Source organism: Janthinobacterium aestuarii, assembly GCF_046113285.1.
Classification (GTDB): domain Bacteria; phylum Pseudomonadota; class Gammaproteobacteria; order Burkholderiales; family Burkholderiaceae_D; genus Janthinobacterium.
In genome coordinates, this window is record NZ_CP142524.1 from 3,501,657 (window position 1) to 3,526,886 (window position 25,230).

23 protein-coding genes are annotated in these 25,230 nt (G+C 67.5%); 12 read left to right on the forward strand and 11 right to left on the reverse strand.

The window, feature by feature from the left end; all coding sequences use genetic code 11:
* Positions 1 to 120: 120 nt before the first annotated feature.
* From gstA to OX462_RS15690, 5 genes are all read left to right on the forward strand, one after another.
* Positions 121 to 735: a glutathione transferase GstA gene (gene gstA / locus OX462_RS15670; RefSeq protein WP_409026502.1), complete on the forward strand. Its 615-nt coding sequence runs from the start codon at positions 121 to 123 to the stop codon at positions 733 to 735.
* Between the two features lie 68 nt (positions 736 to 803).
* Complete coding sequence (locus OX462_RS15675) at positions 804 to 1,910, forward strand: acyl-CoA dehydrogenase family protein (RefSeq protein WP_409026503.1); 1,107 nt, start codon at positions 804 to 806, stop codon at positions 1,908 to 1,910.
* A gap of 151 nt (positions 1,911 to 2,061) precedes the next feature.
* Positions 2,062 to 2,859: an HDOD domain-containing protein gene (locus OX462_RS15680; RefSeq protein WP_409026504.1), complete on the forward strand. Its 798-nt coding sequence runs from the start codon at positions 2,062 to 2,064 to the stop codon at positions 2,857 to 2,859.
* Between the two features lie 92 nt (positions 2,860 to 2,951).
* On the forward strand, positions 2,952 to 3,383 hold the full coding sequence (locus OX462_RS15685; RefSeq protein ID WP_070224319.1) for a hypothetical protein: 432 nt from the start codon (positions 2,952 to 2,954) through the stop codon (positions 3,381 to 3,383).
* Positions 3,380 to 4,327 (forward strand): DUF2145 domain-containing protein, encoded by a 948-nt coding sequence (locus OX462_RS15690; RefSeq protein ID WP_409026505.1) that lies wholly within the window; start codon positions 3,380 to 3,382, stop codon positions 4,325 to 4,327. Before OX462_RS15685 ends, OX462_RS15690 begins: the two co-directional genes overlap by 4 nt.
* On the opposite strand, the gene OX462_RS15695 is transcribed toward OX462_RS15690, so the two are convergent.
* From OX462_RS15695 to OX462_RS15710, 4 genes are read right to left on the reverse strand one after another with little or no spacing between them, the layout of a single operon-like run.
* On the reverse strand, positions 4,324 to 5,613 hold the full coding sequence (locus tag OX462_RS15695) for a glycosyltransferase (RefSeq protein WP_409026506.1): 1,290 nt from the start codon (positions 5,611 to 5,613) through the stop codon (positions 4,324 to 4,326). The two genes, OX462_RS15690 and OX462_RS15695, sit on opposite strands and share 4 nt — an antisense overlap.
* 24 nt (positions 5,614 to 5,637) lie before the next feature.
* Positions 5,638 to 6,114 carry a GNAT family N-acetyltransferase gene (locus OX462_RS15700; protein ID WP_409026507.1) on the reverse strand — a complete coding sequence of 159 codons (477 nt, stop codon included), beginning with the start codon at positions 6,112 to 6,114 and terminating at the stop codon, positions 5,638 to 5,640.
* 47 nt (positions 6,115 to 6,161) lie between these two features.
* Positions 6,162 to 6,791: a Rossmann-fold NAD(P)-binding domain-containing protein gene (locus tag OX462_RS15705; RefSeq protein WP_409026508.1), complete on the reverse strand. Its 630-nt coding sequence runs from the start codon at positions 6,789 to 6,791 to the stop codon at positions 6,162 to 6,164.
* A 45-nt stretch (positions 6,792 to 6,836) separates the two neighbouring features.
* A complete protein-coding gene (locus OX462_RS15710) occupies positions 6,837 to 8,117 on the reverse strand; it encodes an arsenic transporter (RefSeq protein WP_409026509.1) in 1,281 nt (426 codons plus the stop codon).
* Positions 8,118 to 8,298: 181 nt separating this feature from the next.
* Here OX462_RS15710 and OX462_RS15715 point away from each other — a divergent pair, with 181 nt between their 5' ends.
* Positions 8,299 to 9,774, forward strand: coding sequence for a contractile injection system sheath protein (locus OX462_RS15715; protein ID WP_409026510.1), 1,476 nt, complete (start codon positions 8,299 to 8,301; stop codon positions 9,772 to 9,774).
* A 200-nt stretch (positions 9,775 to 9,974) separates the two neighbouring features.
* On the opposite strand, the gene OX462_RS15720 is transcribed toward OX462_RS15715, so the two are convergent.
* Positions 9,975 to 10,733, reverse strand: a complete 759-nt coding sequence (locus OX462_RS15720) for an IclR family transcriptional regulator (protein ID WP_070312871.1) — start codon at positions 10,731 to 10,733, stop codon at positions 9,975 to 9,977.
* A gap of 136 nt (positions 10,734 to 10,869) precedes the next feature.
* Here OX462_RS15720 and OX462_RS15725 point away from each other — a divergent pair, with 136 nt between their 5' ends.
* A complete protein-coding gene (locus OX462_RS15725; RefSeq protein ID WP_409026511.1) occupies positions 10,870 to 12,051 on the forward strand; it encodes an MFS transporter in 1,182 nt (393 codons plus the stop codon).
* A 4-nt stretch (positions 12,052 to 12,055) separates the two neighbouring features.
* Positions 12,056 to 12,742 carry a DAPG hydrolase family protein gene (locus tag OX462_RS15730; RefSeq protein WP_409026512.1) on the forward strand — a complete coding sequence of 229 codons (687 nt, stop codon included), beginning with the start codon at positions 12,056 to 12,058 and terminating at the stop codon, positions 12,740 to 12,742.
* An 8-nt stretch (positions 12,743 to 12,750) separates the two neighbouring features.
* Here the strand turns inward: OX462_RS15730 and OX462_RS15735 are convergent, their stop codons facing one another.
* Genes OX462_RS15735 through OX462_RS15745 form a run of 3 tightly spaced genes read right to left on the reverse strand, consistent with a single transcriptional unit; the run spans position 12,751 to position 18,461 of the window.
* Complete coding sequence (locus OX462_RS15735) at positions 12,751 to 14,124, reverse strand: efflux transporter outer membrane subunit (RefSeq protein ID WP_409026513.1); 1,374 nt, start codon at positions 14,122 to 14,124, stop codon at positions 12,751 to 12,753.
* Positions 14,124 to 17,270, reverse strand: a complete 3,147-nt coding sequence (locus OX462_RS15740; RefSeq protein WP_409026514.1) for a multidrug efflux RND transporter permease subunit — start codon at positions 17,268 to 17,270, stop codon at positions 14,124 to 14,126. The genes OX462_RS15735 and OX462_RS15740 overlap by 1 nt, the downstream gene beginning before the upstream one ends.
* A gap of 33 nt (positions 17,271 to 17,303) precedes the next feature.
* Positions 17,304 to 18,461, reverse strand: a complete 1,158-nt coding sequence (locus OX462_RS15745; protein ID WP_409026515.1) for an efflux RND transporter periplasmic adaptor subunit — start codon at positions 18,459 to 18,461, stop codon at positions 17,304 to 17,306.
* 133 nt (positions 18,462 to 18,594) lie between these two features.
* Here OX462_RS15745 and OX462_RS15750 point away from each other — a divergent pair, with 133 nt between their 5' ends.
* Complete coding sequence (locus tag OX462_RS15750; protein ID WP_070221491.1) at positions 18,595 to 19,344, forward strand: response regulator; 750 nt, start codon at positions 18,595 to 18,597, stop codon at positions 19,342 to 19,344.
* Positions 19,344 to 20,429, forward strand: a complete 1,086-nt coding sequence (locus OX462_RS15755) for an ATP-binding protein (protein WP_409026516.1) — start codon at positions 19,344 to 19,346, stop codon at positions 20,427 to 20,429. The genes OX462_RS15750 and OX462_RS15755 overlap by 1 nt, the downstream gene beginning before the upstream one ends.
* On the opposite strand, the gene OX462_RS15760 is transcribed toward OX462_RS15755, so the two are convergent.
* Positions 20,426 to 21,316 (reverse strand): LysR family transcriptional regulator, encoded by an 891-nt coding sequence (locus OX462_RS15760; RefSeq protein WP_409026517.1) that lies wholly within the window; start codon positions 21,314 to 21,316, stop codon positions 20,426 to 20,428. The genes OX462_RS15755 and OX462_RS15760 overlap by 4 nt on opposite strands.
* Positions 21,317 to 21,430: 114 nt before the next feature.
* On the opposite strand from OX462_RS15760, the gene OX462_RS15765 reads away from it, so the two are divergent.
* Positions 21,431 to 22,429 carry an aldo/keto reductase gene (locus tag OX462_RS15765; RefSeq protein WP_409026518.1) on the forward strand — a complete coding sequence of 333 codons (999 nt, stop codon included), beginning with the start codon at positions 21,431 to 21,433 and terminating at the stop codon, positions 22,427 to 22,429.
* A 108-nt stretch (positions 22,430 to 22,537) separates the two neighbouring features.
* Positions 22,538 to 23,176, forward strand: a complete 639-nt coding sequence (locus OX462_RS15770) for an NAD(P)H-dependent oxidoreductase (protein ID WP_070288056.1) — start codon at positions 22,538 to 22,540, stop codon at positions 23,174 to 23,176.
* 58 nt (positions 23,177 to 23,234) lie between these two features.
* On the opposite strand, the gene OX462_RS15775 is transcribed toward OX462_RS15770, so the two are convergent.
* Together OX462_RS15775 and OX462_RS15780 are read right to left on the reverse strand one after the other, a co-directional pair.
* Positions 23,235 to 24,545: an ATP-binding protein gene (locus OX462_RS15775; RefSeq protein ID WP_409026519.1), complete on the reverse strand. Its 1,311-nt coding sequence runs from the start codon at positions 24,543 to 24,545 to the stop codon at positions 23,235 to 23,237.
* Positions 24,539 to 25,204, reverse strand: coding sequence for a response regulator transcription factor (locus OX462_RS15780; RefSeq protein WP_070221497.1), 666 nt, complete (start codon positions 25,202 to 25,204; stop codon positions 24,539 to 24,541). Before OX462_RS15780 ends, OX462_RS15775 begins: the two co-directional genes overlap by 7 nt.
* Positions 25,205 to 25,230: the final 26 nt, after the last annotated feature.

The window sequence follows — 25,230 nt, forward strand, 5'->3', positions numbered from 1 at the left end:
GCTTTGAGCCAGCGCAATCGTTCGCCGGGCGTGACCAGCCACCGCACGAACACGCATTTACCGGCGGCTCCCGCAGGACTATAGTGGCGTCTTCCCAACCTGTTCAAGGATAGGATCGCCATGAAACTCTTTTACTCGCCGGGCGCCTGCTCGCAGGCACCGCACATTATTTTGCGCGAAACGGGCATGCCATTCACCCTGGCCAAGGTCGACCTGGGCCAGCACCGCACGCAGGAAGGCGGCAATTACTATGAACTCAACCCGAAAGGCCAGGTGCCGCTGCTGGCGCTCGACGATGGGACGACCTTGAGCGAAGGCCCCGTCATCGCCCAGTACATCGCCGAACAGGCCGGCAGGCAGGACCTGCTGCCGCCCGTGGGCAGCCTGGCCCGCTACCAGGTGCTGGAGTGGCAGAACTACATCACGTCCGAGCTGCACAAATCGTTCAGTCCCCTGTTCGATCCCCGCTTCGACGCCGCCACCAAGGCCTTGTTCATCGAGCAATTGGGCAAGAAATTCAAGTGGGTGGACAGCCGCCTGGAAGGCCGGTCCTATCTGACCGGCGACACGTTCACGGTAGCCGACGCCTACCTGTTCGTCATCACGGGCTGGGCGCCGAACGTGGGCGTGGACTTGTCCGCGCTGGCAAATCTGCAAGCCTTCCTGGGCCGAGTGTCCCAGCGCGACAGCGTCAAGGCTGCTTGGGAAGCGGAAGGATTGAGCAAGGCCGCTTGAACGGCCGTGTCGCGGCACGCCCGGCTCTGTGCGAAAATGCCCGCCTTCGCCATTGCCGGACTTTGCCCATGCCGCACGCTGCCTTCGCTACCCTTGCTGCCCTTTCCGGGCGCGACGCCCGGCGCATCGCGCGCCACGCCCAGGCGGCCGACGCCGCCCGCTTTCTGCACCCAGTGCAGCAAGCCTTGCTGCACCGGCGCGGCTGGCTGACGATGCTGGCGCCGCGCAGCGCGGGCGGCGCCGAGCTGCCCTTGCCGCAAGTGGTGCGCCTGGAAGAAGCCGTGGCCGCCGTCGATGGAAGCATGGGCTGGGTGCTGACCCTGTGCGCGGGCGCCGGCTGGTTCGCGGGCTTTCTGGCGCCCGACATGGCGCGCGCCATCATCGGCACGCCGCGCGCCTGCCTGGGCGGCAGCGGCGCGGCCACCGGGGACGCGGAGGAAGAAGGCGACGGCTACCGCATCACGGGCAGCTGGGACTACGCCAGCGGCGCGCCCATGGCCACCCACTTCACCCTGAACGCCCGGCTGCGGCGCGCTGGCCAGCCCCTGCTCGACGAACAAGGCCAGCCGCGCATCCGCGCCTTCCTCGTGCCCGCCGCCCTGGTGCGGCTGGTGCCCTCGTGGAACAGCATCGGCATGCGCGCCAGCGCCTCGCACAGCTACCGCATCGACGGCCAGTGGCTCGGCAAGGAACACGGTTTCACCATCAGTCCCGCGGCCGCGACGGCCGACGGCCCCCTGTACCGCTACCCGTTTTATTCGCTCGCCTACGTGACCCTGGCCGCCAACGTGGCCGGCATGGCCGCCCATTTCATGGAATTGGCCGAAGAATGCATGCGCCACCGCCGCCACGCGCGCGCCGGCCTGCCGCTGCTGGAGGTGCCGGAAGTAATATCCATGTTGCAAGACAAGCAAGACGCATTCATCGCCGCCCGCGCGCGCTTTTATGCCGTGCTCGATGACAGCTGGGCAACGGTGGCTGCCGGCGCGGCGCTCGACGCGGACGCCATGCAGGCCGTGCAAGAGCGTGCGCTGGCCCTGGTCGCCGCCTGCCGCGCGGCAGTCGACGGACTGTATCCGTACTGCGGCCTGTACGCGGCGCGCGAAGACAGCGCCATCAACCGCGTCTGGCGCGATTTCCATACGGCCAGCCAGCACTCCTTGCTGCTGCCATAAGGCGCTGGAACGCAGCTCCCGATGGCGGGCATGGCCGGTTGGGCATGCGAACGCCATGCCAGCCGGATTGCCTGATAATATGGGGGACATTGCTACTTCTCGCTCCCTCTTATCCATGCACGTCAACACGCTCAGCAGCCTTGCGCAACTTTTGGCCAGCGCCGAAACGGAAACCCTGGCCTTTCCCACCAGTATCAACACGGCCCTGCTCCTGCAAAAGGAACTGGCCAACCCGGATTGCCACTCGGCCGACATCAGCCGGCTGCTGCTGTGCGAACCCACCTTGTCGGCGCGCGCCGTGGCGCTGGCCAATTCGGCCATGTTCGCGTCCGGCCACACGCCCGCCATCACCAGCGTGCGCGCCGCCGTCGAGCGGCTGGGCCACCGCAACCTGTATGCGCTGGCGACGGCGGCCGTCATCCGCCAGCTGAACGCGGGCATCCGCGACGACGCCTTGCGCGCCCGCGCCACCCAGCTGTGGGCGCATACCGTGCATGTGGCGGCGCTGGCGCATGCGCTGGCAGGCGCCGTCACGCAGACGGATGCCGATACGGCGCTGTTCGCCGGTATCGTGCATGAAGTAGCCGGATTTTATTTGCTGGCCCAGGCCGACAAGACCCCGGGCCTGTACGCCGAGCTGGAAACGCAGATGGCCTCCACGCTGGAATTGATCGGCCGCGCGCTGATGCGCCAGCTGGGCGTGCCGCTGTCGGTGGCCGATGCCGTCAACGCCTTGCCCGGCTCCACCATCATGTTGCCGCCCGAAGGCTTGCGCGACACCCTGCTGCTGGCCAAGGCGCTGGCGCCCGTGCCTTCGCCGCTGCCGCAGGCCTACGTCACCATCAGCGCGCCGCTGCAGGCTTACCTGGAGCACGACCCCGTGCTGCAGGCGCTGCGCACGCAGCCGTCGGCCGAAGCGAAGGCCCTGATCAAGGTGCTGCTCAGCTGACGGCCGATCTGCTATGATGGCGCAGGCCCGGACGGACCCGGCCCGCTTTCATTGACGCGCACTGGAAAACTGCCTTGACTACCTCCCTACGCATGCTCGGCCTGGCCGCAGCTCTGACCATGGCGTGCAACGCCAACGCCGACAGTTTCGTTTCCTCGGCCTCCAGCGCCGGCTCCCAGTCGAGCGGCAGCATATCCGATTCGCTCAACGGTTCGAGCAACAGTTCCTCGCGCGACAACAAGGTGGCCAATGGCCCCTACCGCATCATCGACGTGGCCGCCGTGCCGGGCCGCGACGGCATGACGCGTTTGACCATGCAGGCCGAGGCCACGGCCACGCCGCTGGTGCTGGACTTGCCGCAGGCGGCGCTCGACAAACAGCAGCTGGCGCAAGGCGACATGGTGCATGCGCAAAACCGCGCCTACGGCATCGAATTCTCGCGCAACGACACGCGCGCCGCCTTCTTCCTCGTGCTGGCCGACGACTGGTACGGCGAACTGGCCACGCGTCCCGTCAGCCTTTGATTCGTTTTCTCCCGCACCGCCCGGCACTGCTGCTGGGCGTTTGCGCCATCTTCAGCGCTGGCGCCGCCCATGCGGGTACCTCGCTGGCCTCGTCGCGCTTTTGCGACCGCGCGCAGGAACTCACGGCGACGGAACAGGACCGGCTGCTGCGCTTTGCCGCCGTCGTGCGCGAGGAACTGGCCGCCAGCGAAGGCAGCGTGGCCCTCATCAGCCGCTCCGGCCTGGACCTGGCCCGCTTCGGCATCCGCTATTCGCACGCGGCGCTGGCCTGGCGCCACGACAACGACAGCGGCTGGTCCGCGCGCCAGCTGTACTACGCCTGCGACGAAGGCCGTCCGCGCATCTTCGACCAGGGCACGGCCGGTTTCGCCATGGGCACGGCCAATCCTGCGCTCGGCTACATCGCGCTGGTGAAACTGCCGGCCGAAACCGTGCCGCCCCTGCGCCGCGCCCTGCTCGACCCCGTGCGCGTGCAAGAGCTGCTGGCGGGCCGCTACAGCGCCAATGCGTACGCTTTCAATTTGAAATACCAGAACTGCAATCAGTGGGTGGCGGAAATGCTGGCCGCCGCCTGGGGGGAGCTGGCCGCGGGCAGCGACTTGCGCGCGCGCGCCCAGGACTGGCTGCGCGCCGCGCCTTACAACCCCGCCGCCGTCGACGTGGGCGCCCGCTGGCTGATGCTCGGTTCCATCTTCGTGCCCCTGGTGCACATGGACGACCATCCGCCCGAAGCCATCGGCACGATGCGGCTGGCAGTGAGCCTGCCGGCCAGCCTGGAAGCGTTCGCGCGCCAGCGCCTGCCCGCCAGCGAGCGCGTGGAAATCTGCCACGACGGCAAACAGGTGGTGGTGCACCGGGGCTGGGAACCGGTCGCCGACGGCTGCGTGCCCGGCCCGCACGACCGGGTCATCGCCCTCGACGATACGCCGCACGACACGCCCTAAGCAGTCCGGGCGGCCAGCGCCGCTTCGACCTGATCGAGCAAGTGCGCCGGCTGCGGCCCCTGTCCCATCAGGCGGGCCACCTCGCCGCACGCCAATTGAACCTCGGGCGCGGCCAGCAAACGCGCCAGCTGGCGCCGCATGCGCCCCGCCGACAAACGCCTGGCCAGCAAGACATCCCCCACGCCGAGCCGCTTGATCCGCCAGCCGTTGTCGAACTGGTCGTAGGCGAACGGCACGATCAGTTGCGGGATGCCCGCGCGAAAAGCGTCCGCGCAGGTGCCGATGCCGCCATGGTGCACCACGGCCGCCACGCGCGGCAGCAGGGCCGCGAACGGCGCGTACGCCTGCCACATGACGCTGGGGGGCAAGTGCTGCGGCACCTGGGCCGCATGGGACGTGAGGAACAAGCCGCGCCGCCCCAGCCGCCGCAACACGTCCAGGGCGATGCTGAAATAGCGCTGCGCGTGCTGGTGCCCGGTCCCGGGCGTAAAGACGATGGGCGGCTCGCCCTCGCCCAGAAAGCGTTCCAGCTCCGGCGGCAGCGCCGCGGCGCCATGCGGGGCGGCGCCGGAGAAACCGGCTTGCACGAAATGCGGCGGCCAGTCCGCCTGCGGGGCGGCGAACCAGGCGGGAAACAGCCCCAGCGAGGCATCGGGCGCGGCCAGCATGTGCGCGAAAAAATGCGCTTCGGGCGGCAGTCCGTGCTGCGCGCGCGCACCGTTCAGGCCGGGCAGCAGCACCGGGTCGACCATGCCGCGGTGGATCATCCGCCACAGGGCCTCGCGCCAGGACAGCGGCACCCAGGCGGGAATGCGCAGCGAGCCGGCCGCCAGGAAATCATGGCTGCTGCACAGGTTCGATGGCGCCAGATAGGCCGCGACGATGCGCAGGTCCGGGCGTACCGAGCGTGCCAGGGCGGCCATCGGCACGAGGAAGGGATGGCACAGCACCACGCACTCTTCACCGTCCGGCAAGCCTTGCACGACGTCGCGCACGGCGCCCAGGTACGGCACGAGGCCGCGCCACACGACGCCCCAGCCCTTGCGCTCATCCCACAGGCCCGGGTCGCCCAGCATGGCCTGCCCCTCTTCCTGCGTGCCGAAGGTGCGATACGGCAGCCTTGACGCCTGCGCAGCCGCTTCCTGCCAGCCCGGCACCAGCAGCAGCACGCGCCGCCCCCGTTGCCGCAAGCCCTGCGCCAGCGCGATAAATGGTTGCATGTCGCCGCCGGTGCCGTTGCTGGCAACGATGACGAGCGGCGCCGTCGGGTGGCGGTCATCCGCCATGGTGGCCTCCGTGCCTGGCGGCGCTCATCGGTGCGCCCCACGCGCCGTCAGTTGCAACATCATGTCCCACTGGTCGATGCCGGGTCCGAAGCCATCGGGCGTCACCTTGACCGGCACGAAGCCGAAGCGCGCATAAAAGCCCTGCGTGTGCTGGCTGGTGTTCATGCTCACCCCGGCCACTTGCGGCACGGCGCGGATGGCGTCCAGGCGCGCCTGCGTCAGCGCGCGGCCCAGTCCCTGGCCGTGCACGTCCTGCGCCACCATGCCCCAGCACAGGCTGGCGACCGTGCCGCCCGCCTCGATCGCATGGCCGCCGCAGGCGACGATGCGCGTTGTTCCCTCGACCGCACGTTCGATGACCAGATACGGCTGCGTTGATGCTTCCAGCCAGGCGACGAAGGCCGCGCGCTCGGACGGGTCGAAAAAGCGCGGCGTATTGCCGTCGAAAAGAGCCAGGCAGGCGTCGCGGTCGCCGGCCCGGTAAGGACGTACTGTTTGCATTTTGCGTACTCAAAAGAACATGAACGCCGATTATACGGGCTGCGCGTTCAGGCCAGCTGTTCCGAACCGACGATATGTACACCCGGCGCGGCGGCCAGCGCCGCTTCCAGCAGGGCGGCGGCGATGCGCGGCGCGGGATTGATGCGCCAGCGGCGCGGCAGCACGGGCCCCAGCACGCGCAGCAGGCGCAAGGCGGCACCCTCGCCCGCGCGCGTCACGTCGCGCTCGCCGCCGATCAGCCCGGGCCGCACATACGTGAGCGACGCAAAACCCAGCTGCTCCAGGTCGCGTTCCAGTTCGCCCTTGACGCGGTTGTAGAAGATACGCGAGCCGGGATTGGCGCCGGCCGCGGAATTGAGCGCGTACGCGCGCGTGCCGGCCGCCAGAGCCAGGCGCGCCACGGCCAGCGGGTAGTCGTGGTCAACGCGCCGGAACGCCTGCCGCGTACCGGCCACCTTCATGGTCGTGCCCAGGGTGCAGATGACGGCATCCATCTGCCACCACGGCGCGCCGGGCGGCAAGCGGTCGAAATCGACGAGCGGCGCATCGAGTTTGGGATGCGCGGGCAAGGGCTTGCGCACGGGGGCGACGATCTGGCTGACGCGCGCGTCACTGAGCGCCAGGCGCAGCACTTCGCGGCCCACGAGGCCGGTGGCGCCCACAAGCAATAATTTCATGGCTTTCCCGTTAAAGTTGCTGTCAGCCACCACCATACACGGAACTCAGGACAGGCGCAGCGCCAGCGCCGCCAGGGTCGCCAGCAGCACGGGCACGGTCAGCACGATGCCGACGCGGAAGTAATATCCCCAGGAAATGTGGATATTCTTGCTGTCGAGCACATGCAGCCACAGCAAGGTAGCCAGGCTGCCGATGGGCGTGATCTTCGGTCCCAGATCGCTGCCGATGACGTTCGCGTAAATCATCGCCTCGCGCACGGCGCCCTGCGCCGTCGTCGGGTCGATGGCCAGCGCGCCCACCAGCACCGTCGGCAGGTTGTTCATCACGGACGACAACAAGGCCGTCAGCACGCCCGTGCCCATGGCCGCGCCCCACACGCCGTACTGGGCACAGTGGTTCAGCACTCCCGTCAGGTAAGCCGTCAAGCCCGCATTGCGCAAGCCATACACGACCAGATACATGCCCAGCGAAAAGACGACGATTTGCCACGGCGCATGGCGCAGCACGTGGCGCGTGGAAATCACGTGCCCCTTGCCCGCCACGCCCAGCAGCAGCGCGGCTCCGACGGCGGCGATCAGGCTGATGGGCACGCCCAGGGCTTCTTGCGAAAAAAATCCTACCAGCAGCAGCGCCAGCACCAGCCAGCCGGCGCGGAAGGTACCGAGGTCGCGGATGGCGGCGCGCGGGCGTTTCAGCTGCACCACGTCATAGTCGCGCGGGATATCCTGGCGGAAAAAGATCAGCAAGGCCGCCAGGGTGGCGCCCACGGCGACGACGTTGACGGGCACCATCACGGACGCGTACTCGGCAAAGCCGATCTTGAAATAGTCGGCCGAGACGATATTGACCAGGTTCGACACCACCAGCGGCAGGCTGGCCGTGTCGGCGATGAAACCGGCCGCCATCACGTAGGCCAGGGTGGCTTTGGCTGAAAACTTCAATGCCCGCAGCATGGCGATGACGATGGGCGTCAATATCAGCGCGGCGCCGTCGTTGGCGAACACGGCGGACACCAGCGCGCCCAGCAAGACCAGCAAGGTAAACAACTTGCGCCCGCTGCCGCCGCCCCAGCGCGCCACGTGCAGCGCCGCCCACTCGAAGAAGCCGGCCGCGTCGAGCAGCAGGCTGATGATGATGACGGCAATAAACGTGCCGGTGGCGTTCCACACGATATGCCAGACGACGGGGATGTCGCCCCAGTGGATCACGCCGGCCAGCAGCGCCGCGCCGGCGCCGATGACGGCGCTCCAGCCGATGCCCAGGCCGCGCGGCTGCCAGATGACGAGGGTTAAGGTGGCGAGAAAGATCAGGAAGGCGGTGAGCATGGGGGCAGTGGTCCAGGAAAAAGCGCGAATAAATATTCAATATTTCAATAATACTGGAATTATCAAATAAATGTAAAGCGAGAAATGCCCATGCCCGTGCTATCACTGGCTATACTGGCCCAATGCGTGGCCCGATGCGTGACCCGATGCAGCCCCGCTCCCTCTGACCAACCAGGAAAGCATGCACATGGCGCAATACAAGACTCCCGGCGTGTATATCGTGGAACAAAACGCGTTTCCCAATGCCGTCGTCGAAGTGGCGACGGCCGCGCCGGGCTTTGTCGGCTACACCGCCAGCGCCAGCCACGACGGCCGCTCCCTGCGCAAGCAGCCGTCGCGCATCAGCTCGATGGCGGAATTTGAAGCCTGCTTCGGCGGCGCGCCCGTGCCCGAATTCATGCTGGAGGCGGGCCGCACGGCTGGCGCGTCGTGCACGCTGCGCCAGGCCGCCGGCCGGTTCCTGCTGTATCACAGCATACTGCTCTTCTTCATGAATGGCGGCGGCGCCTGCCATATCGTCTCCGTCGGCGATTATCATGACACGCCGGACATCGGCGCATTGTGCGCCGGCATCGATGCGCTGCTGCGGGAGCCGGGCGCGACGCTGCTGGCCGTGCCCGACGCCATGCTGCTGGCGTTGGACGACTGCCATGCGCTGCAACGGCACATGCTCATGCATTGCGGCCAACAGATGCGGAACCGCTTCGCCATCCTCGACATCCACCATGGCACGGCGCCGTTGACGGATGGACCAGTGACCGCTTTCCGGGATGCTATCGGCAGCGACTCGCTGGCCTTTGGCGCCGCCTACTATCCGTGGGTACAGGCCACGGTCGTTGCGCTGGAGGAACTCAACTTCACCCACATCCGCCGTAGCCAGTGGGGTGCGCTGCAAGACGTGCTGCTGCAGCCGCTGGACGCCGGCGGGCAGCGGCAAGTGTCGGCCCTGTTCGAGCAAATGGCCATCGCGCAGTCTTCAGAAAACGGTCAGGCCGGCGGCATCGCCGCCATCGATCGTGCACTGCGCGACGTGAGTCCCCTGTACCAGCAGCTACTGCGGGACATGCACGGCCAACTCAATCTGCTGCCGCCAGGCGCCGCGATGGCAGGCCTGTACACCATGACCGACAACACGCGCGGCGTGTGGAAGGCGCCGGCCAACATCGGCCTGGTGGCAGTGAGCGCGCCGGCCGTCAACATCACGCACGAGGACCAGGAAGACCTCAACGTGAGCAGCAGCGGCAAGTCGGTCAACGCCATCCGCAGCTTCGAAGGCGAAGGCACCCTGGTGTGGGGCGCGCGCACCCTCGACGGCAACAGCCTCGACTGGCGCTACATCAACGTGCGCCGCACCATGATCATGCTCGAGGAGTCGCTGCGCCTGGCTATCAAGGCGTATGTGTTCGAGCCGAACGTGGCCAGCACCTGGCTCACGATCAAGAGCATGGCCCTTAACTTCCTGACCGGCATCTGGAAGCGCGGCGGCCTGGCGGGCGCCACACCGGACGATGCCTTCAGCGTACACGTCGGCCTGGGTGAAACCATGACGCCCGACGACATCCTGGAAGGCATCTTGCGGGTCACCGTCCTGGTCGCCATCAGCCGCCCGGACGAGTTCATCGAGCTCACCTTCCAGCAGCAAATGCAGAAGTCGTGAGGCAGCGGGTGCAGCCTGCCGGGCTTACCCCGCTCACTTGAGGGCGATGGCGATATCTGTCAGTCAGCGAAATCGAGCTGGAAAGCCATCCCGACGACATGCCGTCCGGTCAGTTCAAGCTGAACTTTAGGGAAATCCTCTGGAGCGACCACGTGCAGCAAGCGGGCTGAGCCTGGCGCGCAAGCGCCCGATCGGCGCTTTTACGGCTTGACGCCGAGCACGGCTTCGACTTCCGCCTTGCACTGCAACAGCGCCGACAGCAGCTGTTCCCGCTGGGCGTGGAAACGCAGGGCCGGCACGCCCAGCGACAGCGCGTAGCGCTCGCTCGTCCCCGTGTTCAGGGCCACGCCGATGCCGCACACGCCCGGCGCGTGCTCTTCCATATCGACGGCGTAGCCCTGCGCGCGTACCTGTTCCAGGTGCGGCAGCAGTTGCGCAAGCGCCGTGATGGTCTGGTCCGTGCGCGCTTCCAGGCGTTCGCCGAACAGCCGGGCCAGCGCGTCTTCCGGCATCCGCGCCAGCAAGGCCTTGCCATGCGCGGTGCAGTGGATCGGGTAGGCCGTTCCCACGGCCGACACGACGCGCAGCTCATGGTCGGAACAGTACTGGTCCACCGACACCGCATGCAGGCCGCGGTACACGCACACGTCCACCGTTTCGCGCGTGCGGCGGCCCAACGCTTCCGCATACGGCCGCAGGACCGCCACCACGTCCGTATGCGCCGACGCCGCCAGACGCGCGATGGCCGGCCCCAGCTTCACCCCGCCGGCGCCGGAACTGACCAGTTGCTGGGCTTCCAGCGCGGCGACGATGCGGTGCACCGTGGTGCGCGGCAAGTCCGCGCCCTTGGCGATCTGCGCCAGGCTCAGGCCGCCCGTCTGGTTTTCCAGCGCGCGCAGCACCGCCGCCGCGCGCGCAATGACTTGCTTGCCGCTATTGCCTTCGTTTTCTTCACTCATTTCTTTACCCAATTGTGCATGACGATAGCTGCCGTGACGGCATTGACCGGCATTGTACATGGCCCTATAATTGTTCCATTATTCGGAACAGTGTTCCGATTAACGGTTTTTTTAACGCAAGCACCGGGGGAGGCGCATGTCCAGCCGCAGTATATCGAAGACAGCAACGTGCACGCTCCTTTCCGTTGCCAGCCTGACCATCATGGTGGGATGCGTGCTGGTCCCGGGATTGCCGTCCATCGCCGCGCGGCTCGGCGTGGCCGACGCCGCCAGCTGGCTCGTCACGCTGCCCTCGCTGGGCGTGGTGCTGTCCGGCCCCTTCGCCGCCATGCTCATGCAGCGCCTGGGACTGCACCGCAGCCTGCTGGCGGGGCTGTTCCTGTACGGCTTGCTGGGCGTCTCGGGCATGTTCCTGCATGGGCACGTTGCCGTGTTCGCCAACCGTTTCCTGCTGGGCGCGCCGACGGCGCTGGTGATGGCATCGGGCACGGGGCTGATCTCGGCCTTGTTCAGCGGCCAGGCAAGGCTGCGCATGATCGCCAGGCAAGGCATGACGATCGAACTGGGCGGCGTGCTGTTCCTCGCGCTGGGCGGCCTGCTGGCCACGGCGGCATGGCGCTATCCCTTCCTGCTGTATCTGTTCGCCTGGCTGCTGCTGGCCTCTGCCTGGCGCTGCGTGCCGGCGCCCGAGCCGGCCGGGGATGCCGGCCTGGATGGCCCGCCGCCAGCGCCCGGCCCGTCGCGCGCCCTGCTCTTCGTCCATGCGCTGGCGGCGCTCTCCATGACGGTGTTTTTCGCCGCCATCATCGTTTTGCCCCTGCGCCTCCAGCAGCTGGGCTGGAGCGAGGACCGGGCCGGGTATTTGCTGTCCTTCGTGTCGCTGGTGGCCGTGGCGGCCGCCTGGCTGATGCCCCTGGCGGTCCGGCGCCTGCATGAACACGGTACCCTGGGCGCCGCCTTCGCCTGTTATGCGCTGGCACACCTGCTGTTTGCGGGCGCCGCCGCGCTGCCCATGCTGCTGGCCGGCGCCGTGGCGCTGGGGATGGGCTTTGGCCTGTCCGTGCCCCTGTGCACGCACATGACGGTCGAGCGCAGCCACTTGCCCAGCCGCAACCGCAACCTCGCCTATCTGTCGATGGCCATCTTCGGCGGGCAATTTCTCTCTTCCTTCATGACGTATCTGCCCGGCAGCCACGCCACGATGTTTGCCGCCACGGCCGCGCTGGCCCTGCTGGGCGCGGCCGTGGCGGCCGCCCCGCTGCTGCGCCGCCGCCCGGCCGGCACCACCGCTGTTTCCACCACCCACACTGAAAGGTAAGACCATGGATCTCAACGACGTCCACGCCCTGCTGCAGCCCGCTCCCCTGGCGCTGGAAACGGGCTTTGAACGGCTGCCCAGCGGCGTGCTGCACGTGGCGTGCCGCACCGACTTGCCAAATTGCACTGGCGAGATGTTTGAATGGTGGTTCCGCTCGCGGCCCGACACGGAGCGCTACCTGATGTGGCACCCGGTCGACCACCTGGCCAGCGGCTGGGCTGAAGGCAGCGCCGGGACGCACGTCGGCTCCATCCATCTGGCGGAAGAGTTTTTCAGCGGCATGCCGGCCGAACAGCTGGCCATCCAGTTCCGCGATCCCCGTGAATTCTTCGAGGGACGGCAATACGAGGCGGCGCGGGCCGAGGGCCGCATTTCTGCCGCCGTATGCGCCAGGGTGGGCATGAGCTATGCGCCGCCCCGCACCGCGGACGGCGCCGTCCTTGGCGGGCGCCTGCTGCACATGGGCCGCGACACGGCCTGGGGCATGACCTTGCGCAGCCATTTCTACATGGGCCAGGACTTGCCGGACGCCGGCCACAGCCCGCAAGAGATCGCCGCCCTCTTCCCCGATGCATTCGCCCGCGCCCTGCTCATGCATTGCTACAACGAATTCACCTTCCTGGCGCAATTCCTGCGTTCCCACTACCAGGCGAAGCACCGCGACAGCGTGCCCGTGGCGCTGCCCTGGTAGACGGAGGTTTACTCCTCGAGGCCGCCACCCAGCGCCTTGTACAGCGCCACGGCCGACTTGAACTGGTCGCGCCGCGCGTCGAGCAGGGCTTGCTGGGCCGCATACGACTGGCGCTGCGCGTCGAGCAATTCCAGGCGGCTGTCCTGGCCCGCGTCGTAGCGCAGCTGCGACAGGCGCTGGCGCTGCCGCGCCGCCGCCACCACGCGCTCCTGCGCGGCGATCTGCTGCGCAAACGTGGCGCTGCCGGCCAGGCCGTCGCGCACCTCGCGGAACGCCGCCTGGATCGCCTGTTCGTACTGCAGCACGGCCACGTCCTTGCGCAACCGCGACAGCTGCAGTTCCGCGCGCAGCTGGCCGCCCTGGAACAGCTGCTGCGTCACTTGCGGCGCGAACGACCAGCTGCGCGCGCTGCCGCGGAACAGGTCGCCCAGTTCCGGGCTGGCAAAGCCCAGCGACGCCGTCAACGACAGGCGGGGGAAGAAGGCGGCGCGGGCGGCGCCGATTTCCGCATTCGCCGCCGCCAGCGCGTACTCGGCTTGCAAAATATCGGGACGGCGCGCCAGCAAGTCCGACGGCAGGCCGGGCGGCAGCTGCGTCAGCACGGGCTGGCCATCGAGCGCGCGGCCCGCCGGCAGATCGGCCGGCAGCGGCGCACCGAGCAGCAGTTCCAGGTTGTTGCGCGCCAATGAGCTGGCCCGGACGCGCGCCTGCACGTCCGCTTCCGCCGTGGCGGCCTGGCCTTCGGCTTGCGCCACGTCCAGGCCGCTGCCCTGCTGCGCGCCGTGCAGGCGCTGCGTCAAGACCAGCGCCTGGCGCCAGTCAAGCAGGGTTTGCCGGGCCAGCGCCAGCTGTTCCTCGGCCAGGCGCTGCTCCAGGTAGGCGTCGGCCACGGCGCCGATCAGGGCCATATGCGCGGCGCGCTGGCCCTGCTGGGTGGCCAGATAGCGGGCAAACGCCGCGTCCGACAGCGAGCGCAGACGGCCGAACAGGTCGATCTCGAACGCGCTCATGGCGATGCCGGCAGTGAACTGATTCTGTGTCACAGCGTCGGCGCCGCGCTGGCGCACGCCGCCCGCATTCGCGCCGATGGCAGGATAGCGGCCCGCATCCTGTATCTGGTACTGCGCCCGCACGGCTTCCACATTGAGCGAAGCCACGCGCAAGTCGCGGTTGTTTTCCAGCGCGATATCGACCAGGCGCTGCAGGCGCGCATCGAGCAGCATCTGGCGCCAGCCCAGGTCGGCCGCGGTGTCGGCCGCGGCTGGCGCGGCAATCTCTGCATAGCTGGCCGGTATCGGTGCCGCCGGCTTGACCAGCGGCGGCGTCAGGGAACACGCCGACAAGGCCAGCGCGGCCAAGGGCGTGAGAAAAAATAAACGCATTACAACTCTCCTTCCACCGCCTTGACGGCGATGCGATCACTGCGTTTGTTGAAGTACGTGCCCATCTTGTCGACGGCGCCCAGCACCACGACAAAGAACACGGGCACGAAAAATACGGCCAGCACGGTGGCGGTAATCATGCCGCCGAACACGCCCGTGCCGATCGCGTGCTGCGTCTCGGCGCTGGCGCCCGTGGCCAGCATCAGCGGCACCACGCCCAGCGCGAACGCCAATGACGTCATCAAAATCGGGCGCAGGCGCAGGCGCGCCGCTTCCACCGTCGCCTCGACCAGCCCCTTGCCCTGCGCCTGCAACTGGCGCGCATACTCGACGATCAGAATCGCATTCTTCGCCGACAGGCCGATAATGGTGATCATGCCCACCTTGAAGAACACGTCGTTCGGCATGCCGCGCAACATCACGGCCAGCACGGCGCCCAGTAAACCCAGCGGCACCACCAGCATCACGGAGACGGGAATCGACCAGCTTTCATACAGGGCCGCCAGCACGAGGAAGACCACCAGCATCGACAGCGCCATCAGCATGGGCGCCTGCGACGCCGATTCCTTCTCTTGCAGCGACTGGCCCGTCCACGCCAGCGCGAAGCCCGGCGGCAACTGCTTCACGAGCCGCTCCATTTCCAGCATGGCGTCGCCGCTGGACACGCCGGGCGCCGCGCTGCCGGAAATGCGCGCCGACGGGTAGCCCTGGTAACGCACCAGCTGCAGCGGCGATTCGCTCCACACGGGTCGCACGAGCTCGCCCAAGGCCACCATGCCGCCCGCGTTATTGCGGATGCGCAAGGCCAGCACGTCGTTGAGCTGCATGCGCGACGGCGCGTCGGCCTGGATGATCACCTGCTGCATGCGGCCAGCGTTCGGGAAATCGTTGACATAGGTCGACCCCATGGCCGCCGTCAGCATGTCGGCAATCGCCGTGAACGGCACGCCCAGCGCTTCGGCCTTGGTGCGGTCGATGTCGAGACGCACGCTGGCGCCGGGCGGCAAGCCGTCCGGATACACGCCCGCCACCTTGCTGCTTTGCGCGGCCAGGCCCAGCAGCTGGTTCTGCGCCGCCTGCAGGGCCGCGATGCCCTGGCTGGCGCGGTCTTGCAGGCGCATCGAAAAGCCGGACGAATTGCCCAGTTCATCGATGGCGGGCGGCATCAGGCTCATGATCACGCCCTCCTTCGCCTGCGACATGGCCGCCTGCGCCAGCGCCACTTCTTCCTGCGCCGTGGCGCCGTTGCGCTGTTTCCAGTCTTTCAGCATGGTGAAGGCCAGGCCCGCGTTCGGTCCCGCGCCGGAAAAGCTGAAGCCAAGGATCGACTGGTTCACTTCGATGCCGGGACGCGTGGCCACGTGCTGCTCGTACAGCTTGACGACATCGAGCGTGCGCTCCATGGTGGCGTCGGACGGCAGCTGGATCGAGGTGATGAAGTAGCCCTGGTCTTCCTCGGGCAGGAAGGCCGACGGCAGCTGCATGAAGGCCACGCCCAGCGCCGCGACGATGGCGCCGTACAGCACCATCGAGCGGCCGGCGCGTTTCAGCATCGCCACCACGCCTTTTTCGTAGCGCGCCGTCATGCGCTCAAACTGGCGGTCGAACCACAGGAAAAAGCCTTTTTTATCATGGTCATGCGGTCCGATCGGTTTCAACATCGTGGCGCACAGGGCCGGCGTCAGGGTCAAGGCCAGAAACGCCGAGAACAGGATCGACACGGCCATGGCCAGGGTGAACTGGCGGTAGATGGCGCCCACGGAACCGCTGGCCAGGGCCATCGGGATGAACACGGCCGTCAGCACCAGGGTGATGCCGACCACGGCACCTGTGATTTCGCGCATCGCCTTCGACGTCGCTTCCTTCGGCGACAGGCCCTCGGTCGCCATCAGGCGCTCGACCGCTTCCACCACGACGATGGCGTCATCGACGATGATGCCGATGGCCAGCACCATGCCGAACATGGTCAGCACGTTGACGGAATAGCCGGCCATCAGCATCACGGTAAAAGTGCCCATCAGGGCGATCGGCGCGACGATGGCCGGAATCAGGGTGTAGCGTATCTTTTGCAGGAACAGATACATGACGAGGAAGACCAGCACCATCGCCTCCAGCAAGGTGACGATCACCTTTTCGATCGATATCTTCACGAACGGCGCCGTATCGAACGGCACCGAGTACTTGATCCCGGCCGGCATGGTGTGCGCCAGTTCGGCCATGCGCGCACGCACGGCGGCCGCCGTCTGCACGGCGTTGGCACCGGGCGACAGCATGATGGCGGCGCCCGACGCGGCTTGGCCGTTTTCGCGGATGCTGAAATTGAAGCTTTGCGCCCCCAGCGACACTTTCGCCACGTCGCCGATGGTCACTTTCGAGCCATCCGCATTCGCGCGCAGCACGATGGCGGCAAATTCGGCCGGGGTTTGCAGCTGGCCCTGCACCGTCAGCGGAATCGTCACGCGCTGGCCGTGCACGGCGGGCGAATCGCCGAGGCGGCCCGGTGCGATCTGCGCATTTTGCTGCGCGATGGCGGCCGTCAGCTCGCCCATGGCGATGTTGTACGACACCAGCTTGGCCGGGTCGACCCAGATGCGCATGGCCCGCTCGGAGCCGAACAGCTGCACCTTGCCCACGCCGGGAATGCGGCGCAGTTCTTCCGTCACGTTGCGCGCCAGGTAGTCGCCCAGCGCCACTTCGTCATGCTGGCCATTCTCGGAGATCAGGCTGACGATCATCAAAAAGCCCGACGACGCCGATTCCACCGTCAAGCCGTTCTGCCGCACGGCTTGCGGCAGGCGCGGCTCGATGGCCTTCAGGCGGTTTTGCACGTCCACCTGCGCCATTTCCGGGTCGGTGCCCGGCTGGAAGGTGACGGTGATCGAGGCCGAACCCGAGGTGTCGGTGGACGACTCGAAATACAGCAGGTGCTTGACGCCCGACAGTTCGCGTTCGATCAAGCCCACCACGGAATCGTTCATGGTTTGCGGCGTGGCACCCGGATACACGGCGCTGATGCTGACGCTGGGCGGCGCCACGGAAGGAAAACGCGCAATCGGCAATTGCGGTATGGCGATCAGTCCGAACAGGACGATGAAGACCGCCACCACCCACGCAAAGACGGGGCGGTTGATGAAAAATTGAGGCATGTCGTTAGACTTTCATTGGATTCAAATGGCGCATCAATGCGCTTTGGCGGCAGCTGCGGCTGCCACGACGGCCGGCTTCCATGGCTGCGGCGCGGCGGTGGCGCCCGGCTGCAGCCGTTCCTGGCCTTCGATGACGACGGTGTCGCCCGCCTTCAGGCCGCCGCTGACTACATACTGGTGCTCGACCACGTCGCCCACGGCGATCGGTTTCAGGCTGGCTTTGTTCGTGCCGTCCAGCACCCAGGCCTGCGCCTGGCCGCCGCTGCTGCGCAAGACGGCTTGCTGCGGCAGCAGCACGCCGTTGGCCTGCACGGCGCGGGCGATGCGGGCGCGCACGAACATGCCGGGCAAGAGCTGGCGCTGCGGATTGTCGACCAGCACGCGGATGACGGCGTCGCCCGTGCCCGCATCGACGCTGATGCCCGAGAACAGGATGCGGCCCGTAACGGGATGCGGCTGGCCATCGGCGCCTAAAATGGTCACGGGCAGCTTGTCCGCGCCACCCGTACCCGAGGCTTGCAGCGCGGCCAGCGCGGCGGCCGGCTGGCGCACGTCGACATACACTTTGTCGATCTGCTGGATGCGCGCCATCGGCGCAGCATCGGCCACGCCTACGAGCGCGCCTTCGGTCACCAGTTCGGAGCCGATGCGCCCGGCAATCGGCGCCTCGATGCTGGCAAAGGCCAGGTCCAGGCGGCGCCGGGCCAGGGTCGCGCGCGCCTGCGCCACGGTGGCCACGGCTTGCTCGCGCTGGGCCACGGCATCGTCATACGCCTGGCGGCTGATGGCGTCCGCTTCCACCAGCGGTTTCAGGCGCTCGGCCTGGCTGCTGGCGCGGTTCGCCGTGGCCACCGCGTGCTGCAGGGCGGCGGCGGCCGAATCGACGTCCGCCTGGAATGGTGCCGGATTGAGCTGGAACAACTTCTGCCCCGCCGTCACGTCGGCGCCCTGCTCGAACTGGCGGCGCAGCACGATGCCACCCACCTGCGGGCGGATGTCGGCCGTGCGGAAGGCGGCCACCCGGCCCGGCAATTCGTCGCTGAGGACGACGGGTGCCGCTTGCAGCTTGAGCACCGTCACGGCGGCGGGCGGCGCGGCCGCCTCGTCCGGCGCGGGTTTGGAACAGGCGGCAAGGCTGAACAGTGCCGCGGCGATCAACATGTTTTTCTTGGTGAAGTGGCTCGGATGCATGGTCTTTCTCTATGGCAGATCCCAACCGGCGGTCCGGTCGACAGATAAGCGCAGCATAAAAGGCCAAGGTGGACATTTCGTCAAAGAAATGTGGAGATTCGATGGAGAGAAAGAAGAATGCTAGACTATTTGCATGAACTATCATCACAGCGCCAGCCAGCCCTCTTTTCTTGCCACCACGCCCCCTTCCGCCCTCATCCTGATCGCCGAAGATGAACCGCAAATCGCCCGCATCCTCGCCGGTTATCTGGAGCGCGACGGTTACCGCACGGCCTTCGCCCTCGATGGCCAGGAAGCGCTGCAGCAGCACCTGGCATTGGCGCCGGACCTGCTGCTGCTCGACGTGCAGATGCCCCGCGTCGACGGCTGGGCCGTGCTGGCCGAAGTGCGGCGGCGCGGCGAAACGCCCGTCATCATGCTCACAGCGCGCGACCAGGATGCCGACAAGCTGGCCGCCCTGCGCGTGGGCGCCGACGACTACATCATCAAGCCCTTCAATCCGGCCGAAGTGGTGGCGCGCGTGGCCGCCGTGCTGCGCCGCTCGCGCGTGCGCCACCACCCGGTGGGCGGCCAGCGCCTGCGCTGCGGCCCCATCGAAATCGACCAGGAAACGTACGTGGCCAGCGTGCTGCGCGACGGCGCGCCCGTGCCCTTGAGCCTGACCTTGACGGAATTTCGCCTGCTGGCGCACCTGGCGCGCACGCCGCGCCGCGTCTGCAGCCGCCTGGAATTGCTGGAGTCGTGCATGCCCGAGAGCAATTCGATGGAACGCACGGTGGACAGCCACGTCAGCAAGCTGCGCAAGAAGCTCGAGGAAGCGGGCGTGATGAACATGCCGGCCAGCCTGCGCGGCGTGGGCTACCGGCTGGAAAGCGAGCTCTGATGCGCTTCACTGGCCTGAACCGGCAGATCATCCTGTCGATGTCCGTGCTGATGGTGTGCAGCATCCTGATCATCTGGATCGGTTCCTGGACCTTCTTCGCCATCGCCTTCAAGATCGATCCCGACATGCTGTCCGAGCCCGACGACTGGTCGCCCAGCACCGTCGAATGGCTGTGGATCTTCGCCATCACCGTCTTCGGCCTGGGCCTGGCCGCCTTTTTCGCCCTCAAGCTGGCCGCGCGCATCTTAAAACCGATCAATTCCGTGATGGACAGCGTGCGCCGCGTGGCCCACGGCGACCTGTCCGCGCGCGCCTTCGCGGGCGACCGCAGCCTGGGCGAGACGGCCATGCTGGTCGACGACTTCAACAGCATGGCCGAGCGCCTGCAGCGGGGCGCCAAGGAAAGCGAAACGTGGAATGCCGCCATCGCGCACGAACTGCGCACGCCCGTGACCATCCTGCGCGGCACCTTGCAGGGCGTCGTCGATGGCGTCTTCAAGCCCGAGGAAGTGCCGTTTTCCAGCCTGCTGGCGCAAGTCGAGGACCTGGGCCGCCTGATCGAGGATTTGCGCACCCTGAGCCTGGCCGACAGCGGCCACATGCAGCTTCGCATGGCGTGGACGGACCTGACCCTGGAAATCGAGGAAGTGGGCCGCCTGCTGGCGCAGGAGATGGAAGCGGCCGGCTTTACGCTGCAGCTGCACCTGTCCGACCATCCCGTCTGCTGCGACGCGGCGCGCATCCGGCAAATCGTGCTGGCCCTGCTCGACAACGCGCGCCGCTATGCGCATCCGGGCCTGCTGCGCGTGCGCACCCGCGTGCAGGCCGGCCAGTACTACCTGAGCGTCGAGGATGCGGGCCCCGGCATTGCAAAGGAACTGGCGCCGCACGTGTTCGAAGCGTTTCGCCGCGGCGACAGCGACGGCGGCGACCTGAACGCGGGCAGCGGCCTGGGCCTGGCCGTGGTCGAAGCCATCGCGCGCGCGCACGGTGGCAGCGCCGCCTGCACACGCGGCAAGGCGGGCGGCAGCGTGTTTACCGTCAAGTGGCCGGTCGAGCACGGCGCGCCGCCGGCCGCCGCCTAGGCAAGACCGTCGGCGCGGACCATGTCGACAAAGGCGCGCAGCACGGCAGGCATCTGCCGCCGGCTCGGGTAGTACAGGAAGTAACGGGACGGCGGCGGCAGGCAGCGCTCCAGCACGCGCGCCAGGCGGCCCGCCGCGATATCGGCGCGCGCGTCGGCTTCGTACACATAGGCCAGTCCCGCCCCATCGCGGGCCGCGCGCAGCATCAGTTCATCATCGTCGAACACGAGCGGGCCGCCGACGGCGATGCTGACGGCTTCCCCATCCTGCCCGAACTCCCACGCATACTGGCGCCCGCTGGGAAAGCGCCGGCCTATGCAGGCGTGCGCCAGCAAGTCGCGCGGCGTGCCTGGTGCGCCATGCGCCGCCAGGTAGGCGGGCGACGCCACCACCACGAACGGCTGCGGCGCGCCCACGGGCACGGCGATCATGTCGGCCGCCACCTGTTCGCCGAAGCGGATGCCCGCGTCAAAACCGTCGCGCACGATATCGATCATGCCGTCATCGGTGACCACTTCGACCTGCACGCGCGGATAGCGCGCGACAAAACCGGCCAGCATGGGCGCGAGCAGCAGCCGGGCGGCGGGACGGGGCACGTTCAGGCGCAGCGTGCCTGCGGGCACATCCTGCAGGGCGCTCAAGTCTTGCAAGGCATCGTCGATTTCGCGCATGGCCGGCGCCAGCCGCGCCAGCAGCTGCTGCCCCGCCTCGGTCGGCGTGACGCTGCGCGTGGTGCGGTTCAGCAGGCGCACGCCCAGGCGCTCTTCCAGCGCGCGCAATGCGTGGCTGAGGGCGGAGGCGGACACGCCCCGCTCCAATGCCGCCTTGCGGAAGCTGCGCAGGCGGGCGACGGCGGCAAAGGCCGTCAATTCGTTGAGGTCAGCCATTGTCGAGGAAAAAATTCATGAGAATAATTCAGTAATGCATGCAGGATTAGCCATCTTATCGCATGCTGTTCCTTCATCCATACTCCTTGCATCTTTTTTTGAAAGGAAATGAACATGGAACACAGAACACTGGGCAACTCCGGCTTGCGCGTCGCCCCCATCGGCCTGGGCTGCATGGGCATGAGCTTTGCCTATGGCGGCGCCGACGAAGCCGCCTCGCTGCGCGTGCTGCACCGCGCCGTGGAACTGGGCGTGACCCTGATCGATACGGCCGAAGTGTACGGCCCCTACGCCAACGAGGACTTGGTAGGCCGCGCCCTGAAACAGCTGCGCGGCAAAGTCAGCATCGCTACCAAGTTCGGCTTCAAGATATTGCCGCACGGCCAGGGCGTCGAACGCATGGCCGGTGTCGACAGCCGCCCCGAACATATTCGCCAGGCGGTGGAAGGATCGCTGTCCCGGCTCGGCATCGAGTGCATCGACCTGTTGTACCAGCACCGCGTGGACCCGGCCGTGCCCATCGAAGACGTGGTCGGCGCCATGGCCGAACTGGTACGGGCGGGCAAGGTGCGTCACCTGGGGCTGTCGGAAGTGTCGGCCGCCACCCTGCGCCGCGCCCACGCCGTGCATCCGATTGCGGCCGTGCAGTCCGAATACTCGCTGTGGAGCCGCGACGTGGAAGCGGACGTGCTGCCCGCCTGCCGCGCGCTCGGCATCGGTTTCGTACCCTACAGCCCGCTGGGCCGGGGCTTCCTGACGGGCCGGCTCGCATCCAGCGCCGCGCTGGCGCCAGACGATTACCGCCACAGCCTGCCCCGCTTCCAGCCGCCGGCGATGGCGGCCAACGCGCACATGGTTGCCGAGCTGCAGCGCCTGGCGGCGGCGCGCGGCGCCACGGCGGCGCAGCTGGCCCTGGCCTGGCTGCTGGCGCAAGGCGACGACATCGTGCCGATTCCCGGCGCCCGCAGCCTGGCCCACCTGGAAGAGAACGTGGCCGCCGCGCAACTCACCCTGAGCGGCGCCGAGCTGGCCGCCATCGGCGCCGCCATCGCGCCCGCCAGCGTGCAAGGCGCGCGCTACCCGGCAGTGGAGCTGGCCATGGTGGGGCTGTAAAGGGCAAGAGACAGCTCATCTATACAACTCTCTTTGCGGGGCCGCACTTGAAATGGCTGAATCCGCTATCATTTCCAATCTGAACTATTCACTCTGAAAGGGATTCACATGTCCGATTTGCTCGAAACACTGCAATGGCGTTACGCCACCAAGAAAATGGACCCGACGAAAACGGTGCCGCAAGACAAGGTCGAGCGCATCCTGGAAGCCGTGCGCCTGACGGCCAGCTCCAGCGGACTGCATCCTTACGAAGTGTTCGTCGTGACGAATCCGGCCCTGCGCGAGCAGATCAAGCCGCATGCGTGGAACCAGTCGCAAGTGACGGACGCCTCGCACCTGCTGGTGTTTGCCGCCTGGGACAATTACACGGCAGAACGCATCAACGCCCGCTTTGACCTGGTCAACACCGTGCGCGGCTTCAAGAATGAAGGCTGGGAAGCGTACCGCCAGCAGATCCTGGCCACGTATCCGCAGCGCGATGCCGAGACCAACTACCAGCACGCGGCGCGCCAGGCGTATATCGGCGTGGGGACGGCCCTGATCGCCGCGGCGCAGGAAAAAGTCGATTCGACGCCGATGGAAGGTTTTGACCCGGCCAAGGTCGACGAGATCCTGAAGCTGCGCGAAAAAGGCTTGCGCTCCGTCGTCATGCTGCCGCTCGGCTACCGCGCCGACGAGGGCGACTGGCTGGTGGACCTGAAAAAAGTGCGCCCCGCGCGCGAGCAATTCATCACCGAGCTGGCCTAAGCGCCTCGCGCGTGACTGAAAAGCGGATGCCCTCGCCGGCATCCGCTTTTTTTTTCGTTCAGGCCGCTTGCGGAAAGCGCACCGTCACCTGCAAGCCCCGCCCCGCCTCGCCGTCGGCCAGCGCAATGTCCGCCTGATGGTGCTCGGCGATGTGGCGCACGATGGACAGGCCCAGGCCGCAGCCCCAGGCGTCGTTGCCGTCGGGCCGGAAGAAGCGGTCGAACAGCCGTGCATGGTGCTGGCTTGGCACGCCGGGGCCGTTGTCGGAGACGCGCAGCAGGGGCCGGCCCTCTTCCAGCGCCGCCTGCAGATCGACCCGGCCGCCCTGCTGCGTGTAGCGCAAGGCGTTGTCGATCAGGTTATTCAGCAAGACCTGCAAGCCGTCGGGATCGGCCTGCACCAGCACCGGAGCCGGCAGCGTTTCCACCACGCCAAGGTCGATCGCGCGGCTGTCGGCCAGCGCGCTGTGGTCGGCCACGGCCGCTTCCAGCAACTGCCCCAGGTCCACCGTGTGCAGCTGGCTGGCCGTGAGCGCCGTTTCGTGGCGCGCCAGGCTAAGCAATTGCCGCACCAGGTGCGTGCTGCGGTCCAGCCTTTCATGCAGCCGCGCCAGCGCCACGCGGCGTTCTTTCTCGCTGCCGGCCCGCTCGGCCACCTGCAGCTGCAGTTTCAGCGCCGTCAGCGGCGAACGCAATTCATGCGCGGCATCAGCGACAAAGGTACGCTGCGCCGTCAGCGCCGCCTCGAACTGGCCCATCAGGCTATTCAGCGCCAGCGCCACGGGCCGCAGTTCGGGCGGCATGTCGTCGGCCGCCAGCGGCGTGAGCGCTTCCGGCGAACGGCCGGCCACGGATTCGGCCAGCCGGTGCAGCGGCGCCAGCGCGCGCCCCACGACGGCGACGATCAGCAGCGCCAGGATCAGGGCGAACACCAGCAGGGGCGCGCCAGCGCGCATGGTCATCTGCCAGGCCAGCTGGTCGCGCACGGCCTGCGCCTGCGCCACCTGCACGTAGCGGCCGCGCCGCGTCTCGCCGTACAGGCGCCAGTCCTCGCCGTGCAATGTGACATCGGCAAAGCCGGCCAGCGCATAGCGCGGCAATGCCGGCTGGCCCTGCAGGATGGGCAATGGCTCGCCGTCCTCGTCCCACGCCTGCAGCACGAACGCCTCTTCCGGCTCCTGCGCGGCGGCCAGGCCCGCCTGCGGCTCGAACTCGTCGGGCAAGGCCACGGCCAGCTGGCGCAGCTGCAAATCGGCCAGTTCATTGGTTTCTTCCAGCAGCGAGCGGAACAGCGAAATGCCGGCGCCGAGCACGCACAGCAAGGTGGCGGCCAGCAAGCCGAGCAGTAATTGGCGGCGGATGGTCAGCAAGATGCCACCCGCATCTTGTAGCCCACGCCGCGCACGGTCTGGATGGCGTCCGCGCCCAGCTTCTTGCGCAGCTGGTACACGTACACGTCGACGGTATTGCTTTCCACTTCGCAATCCCAGCCGTACAGCTTCTCGCTCAGCTGACGCTTCGACACCACCTTGCCCGGATGGTCGAGCAAGGCACGCAGCACGGAAAACTCGCGCGGCGGCAGCTTGATCTGCTCGCCCTCGAACGTGACGTCGTGGCTGGCCAGGTCGAGGATCAGCGCGCCATGCTCGATGACGGAGCGCGAACGGCTGACCCGGCGCCGCAGCAGCGCGCGGATACGCGCCAGCAGCTCGTCGAGGTCAAACGGTTTGACCAGGTAATCATCGGCGCCGCTGTCGAGTCCTTCCACGCGGGCCGGTGTGCCGTCGCGCGCCGTGATGATCAGCACGGGCAACTCGGCGCCCCGCGCGCGCATGGCGCGCAGCACGTCCATGCCCTGCTTGCCGGGCAAGCCCAGGTCCAGCAGCATCAAATCGTAGGCGAAGCCGGCCAGCGCCAGCTCCGCATCGTGGCCGTCGCGCACCCAGTCCACGGCATAGCACTCGCCGCGCAAGCCCTCGACCAGGCTTTCCCCGATCATCGGATCGTCTTCCACCAGCAACACGCGCACCTGGGCCCCTCGCAATCTTGAAAATA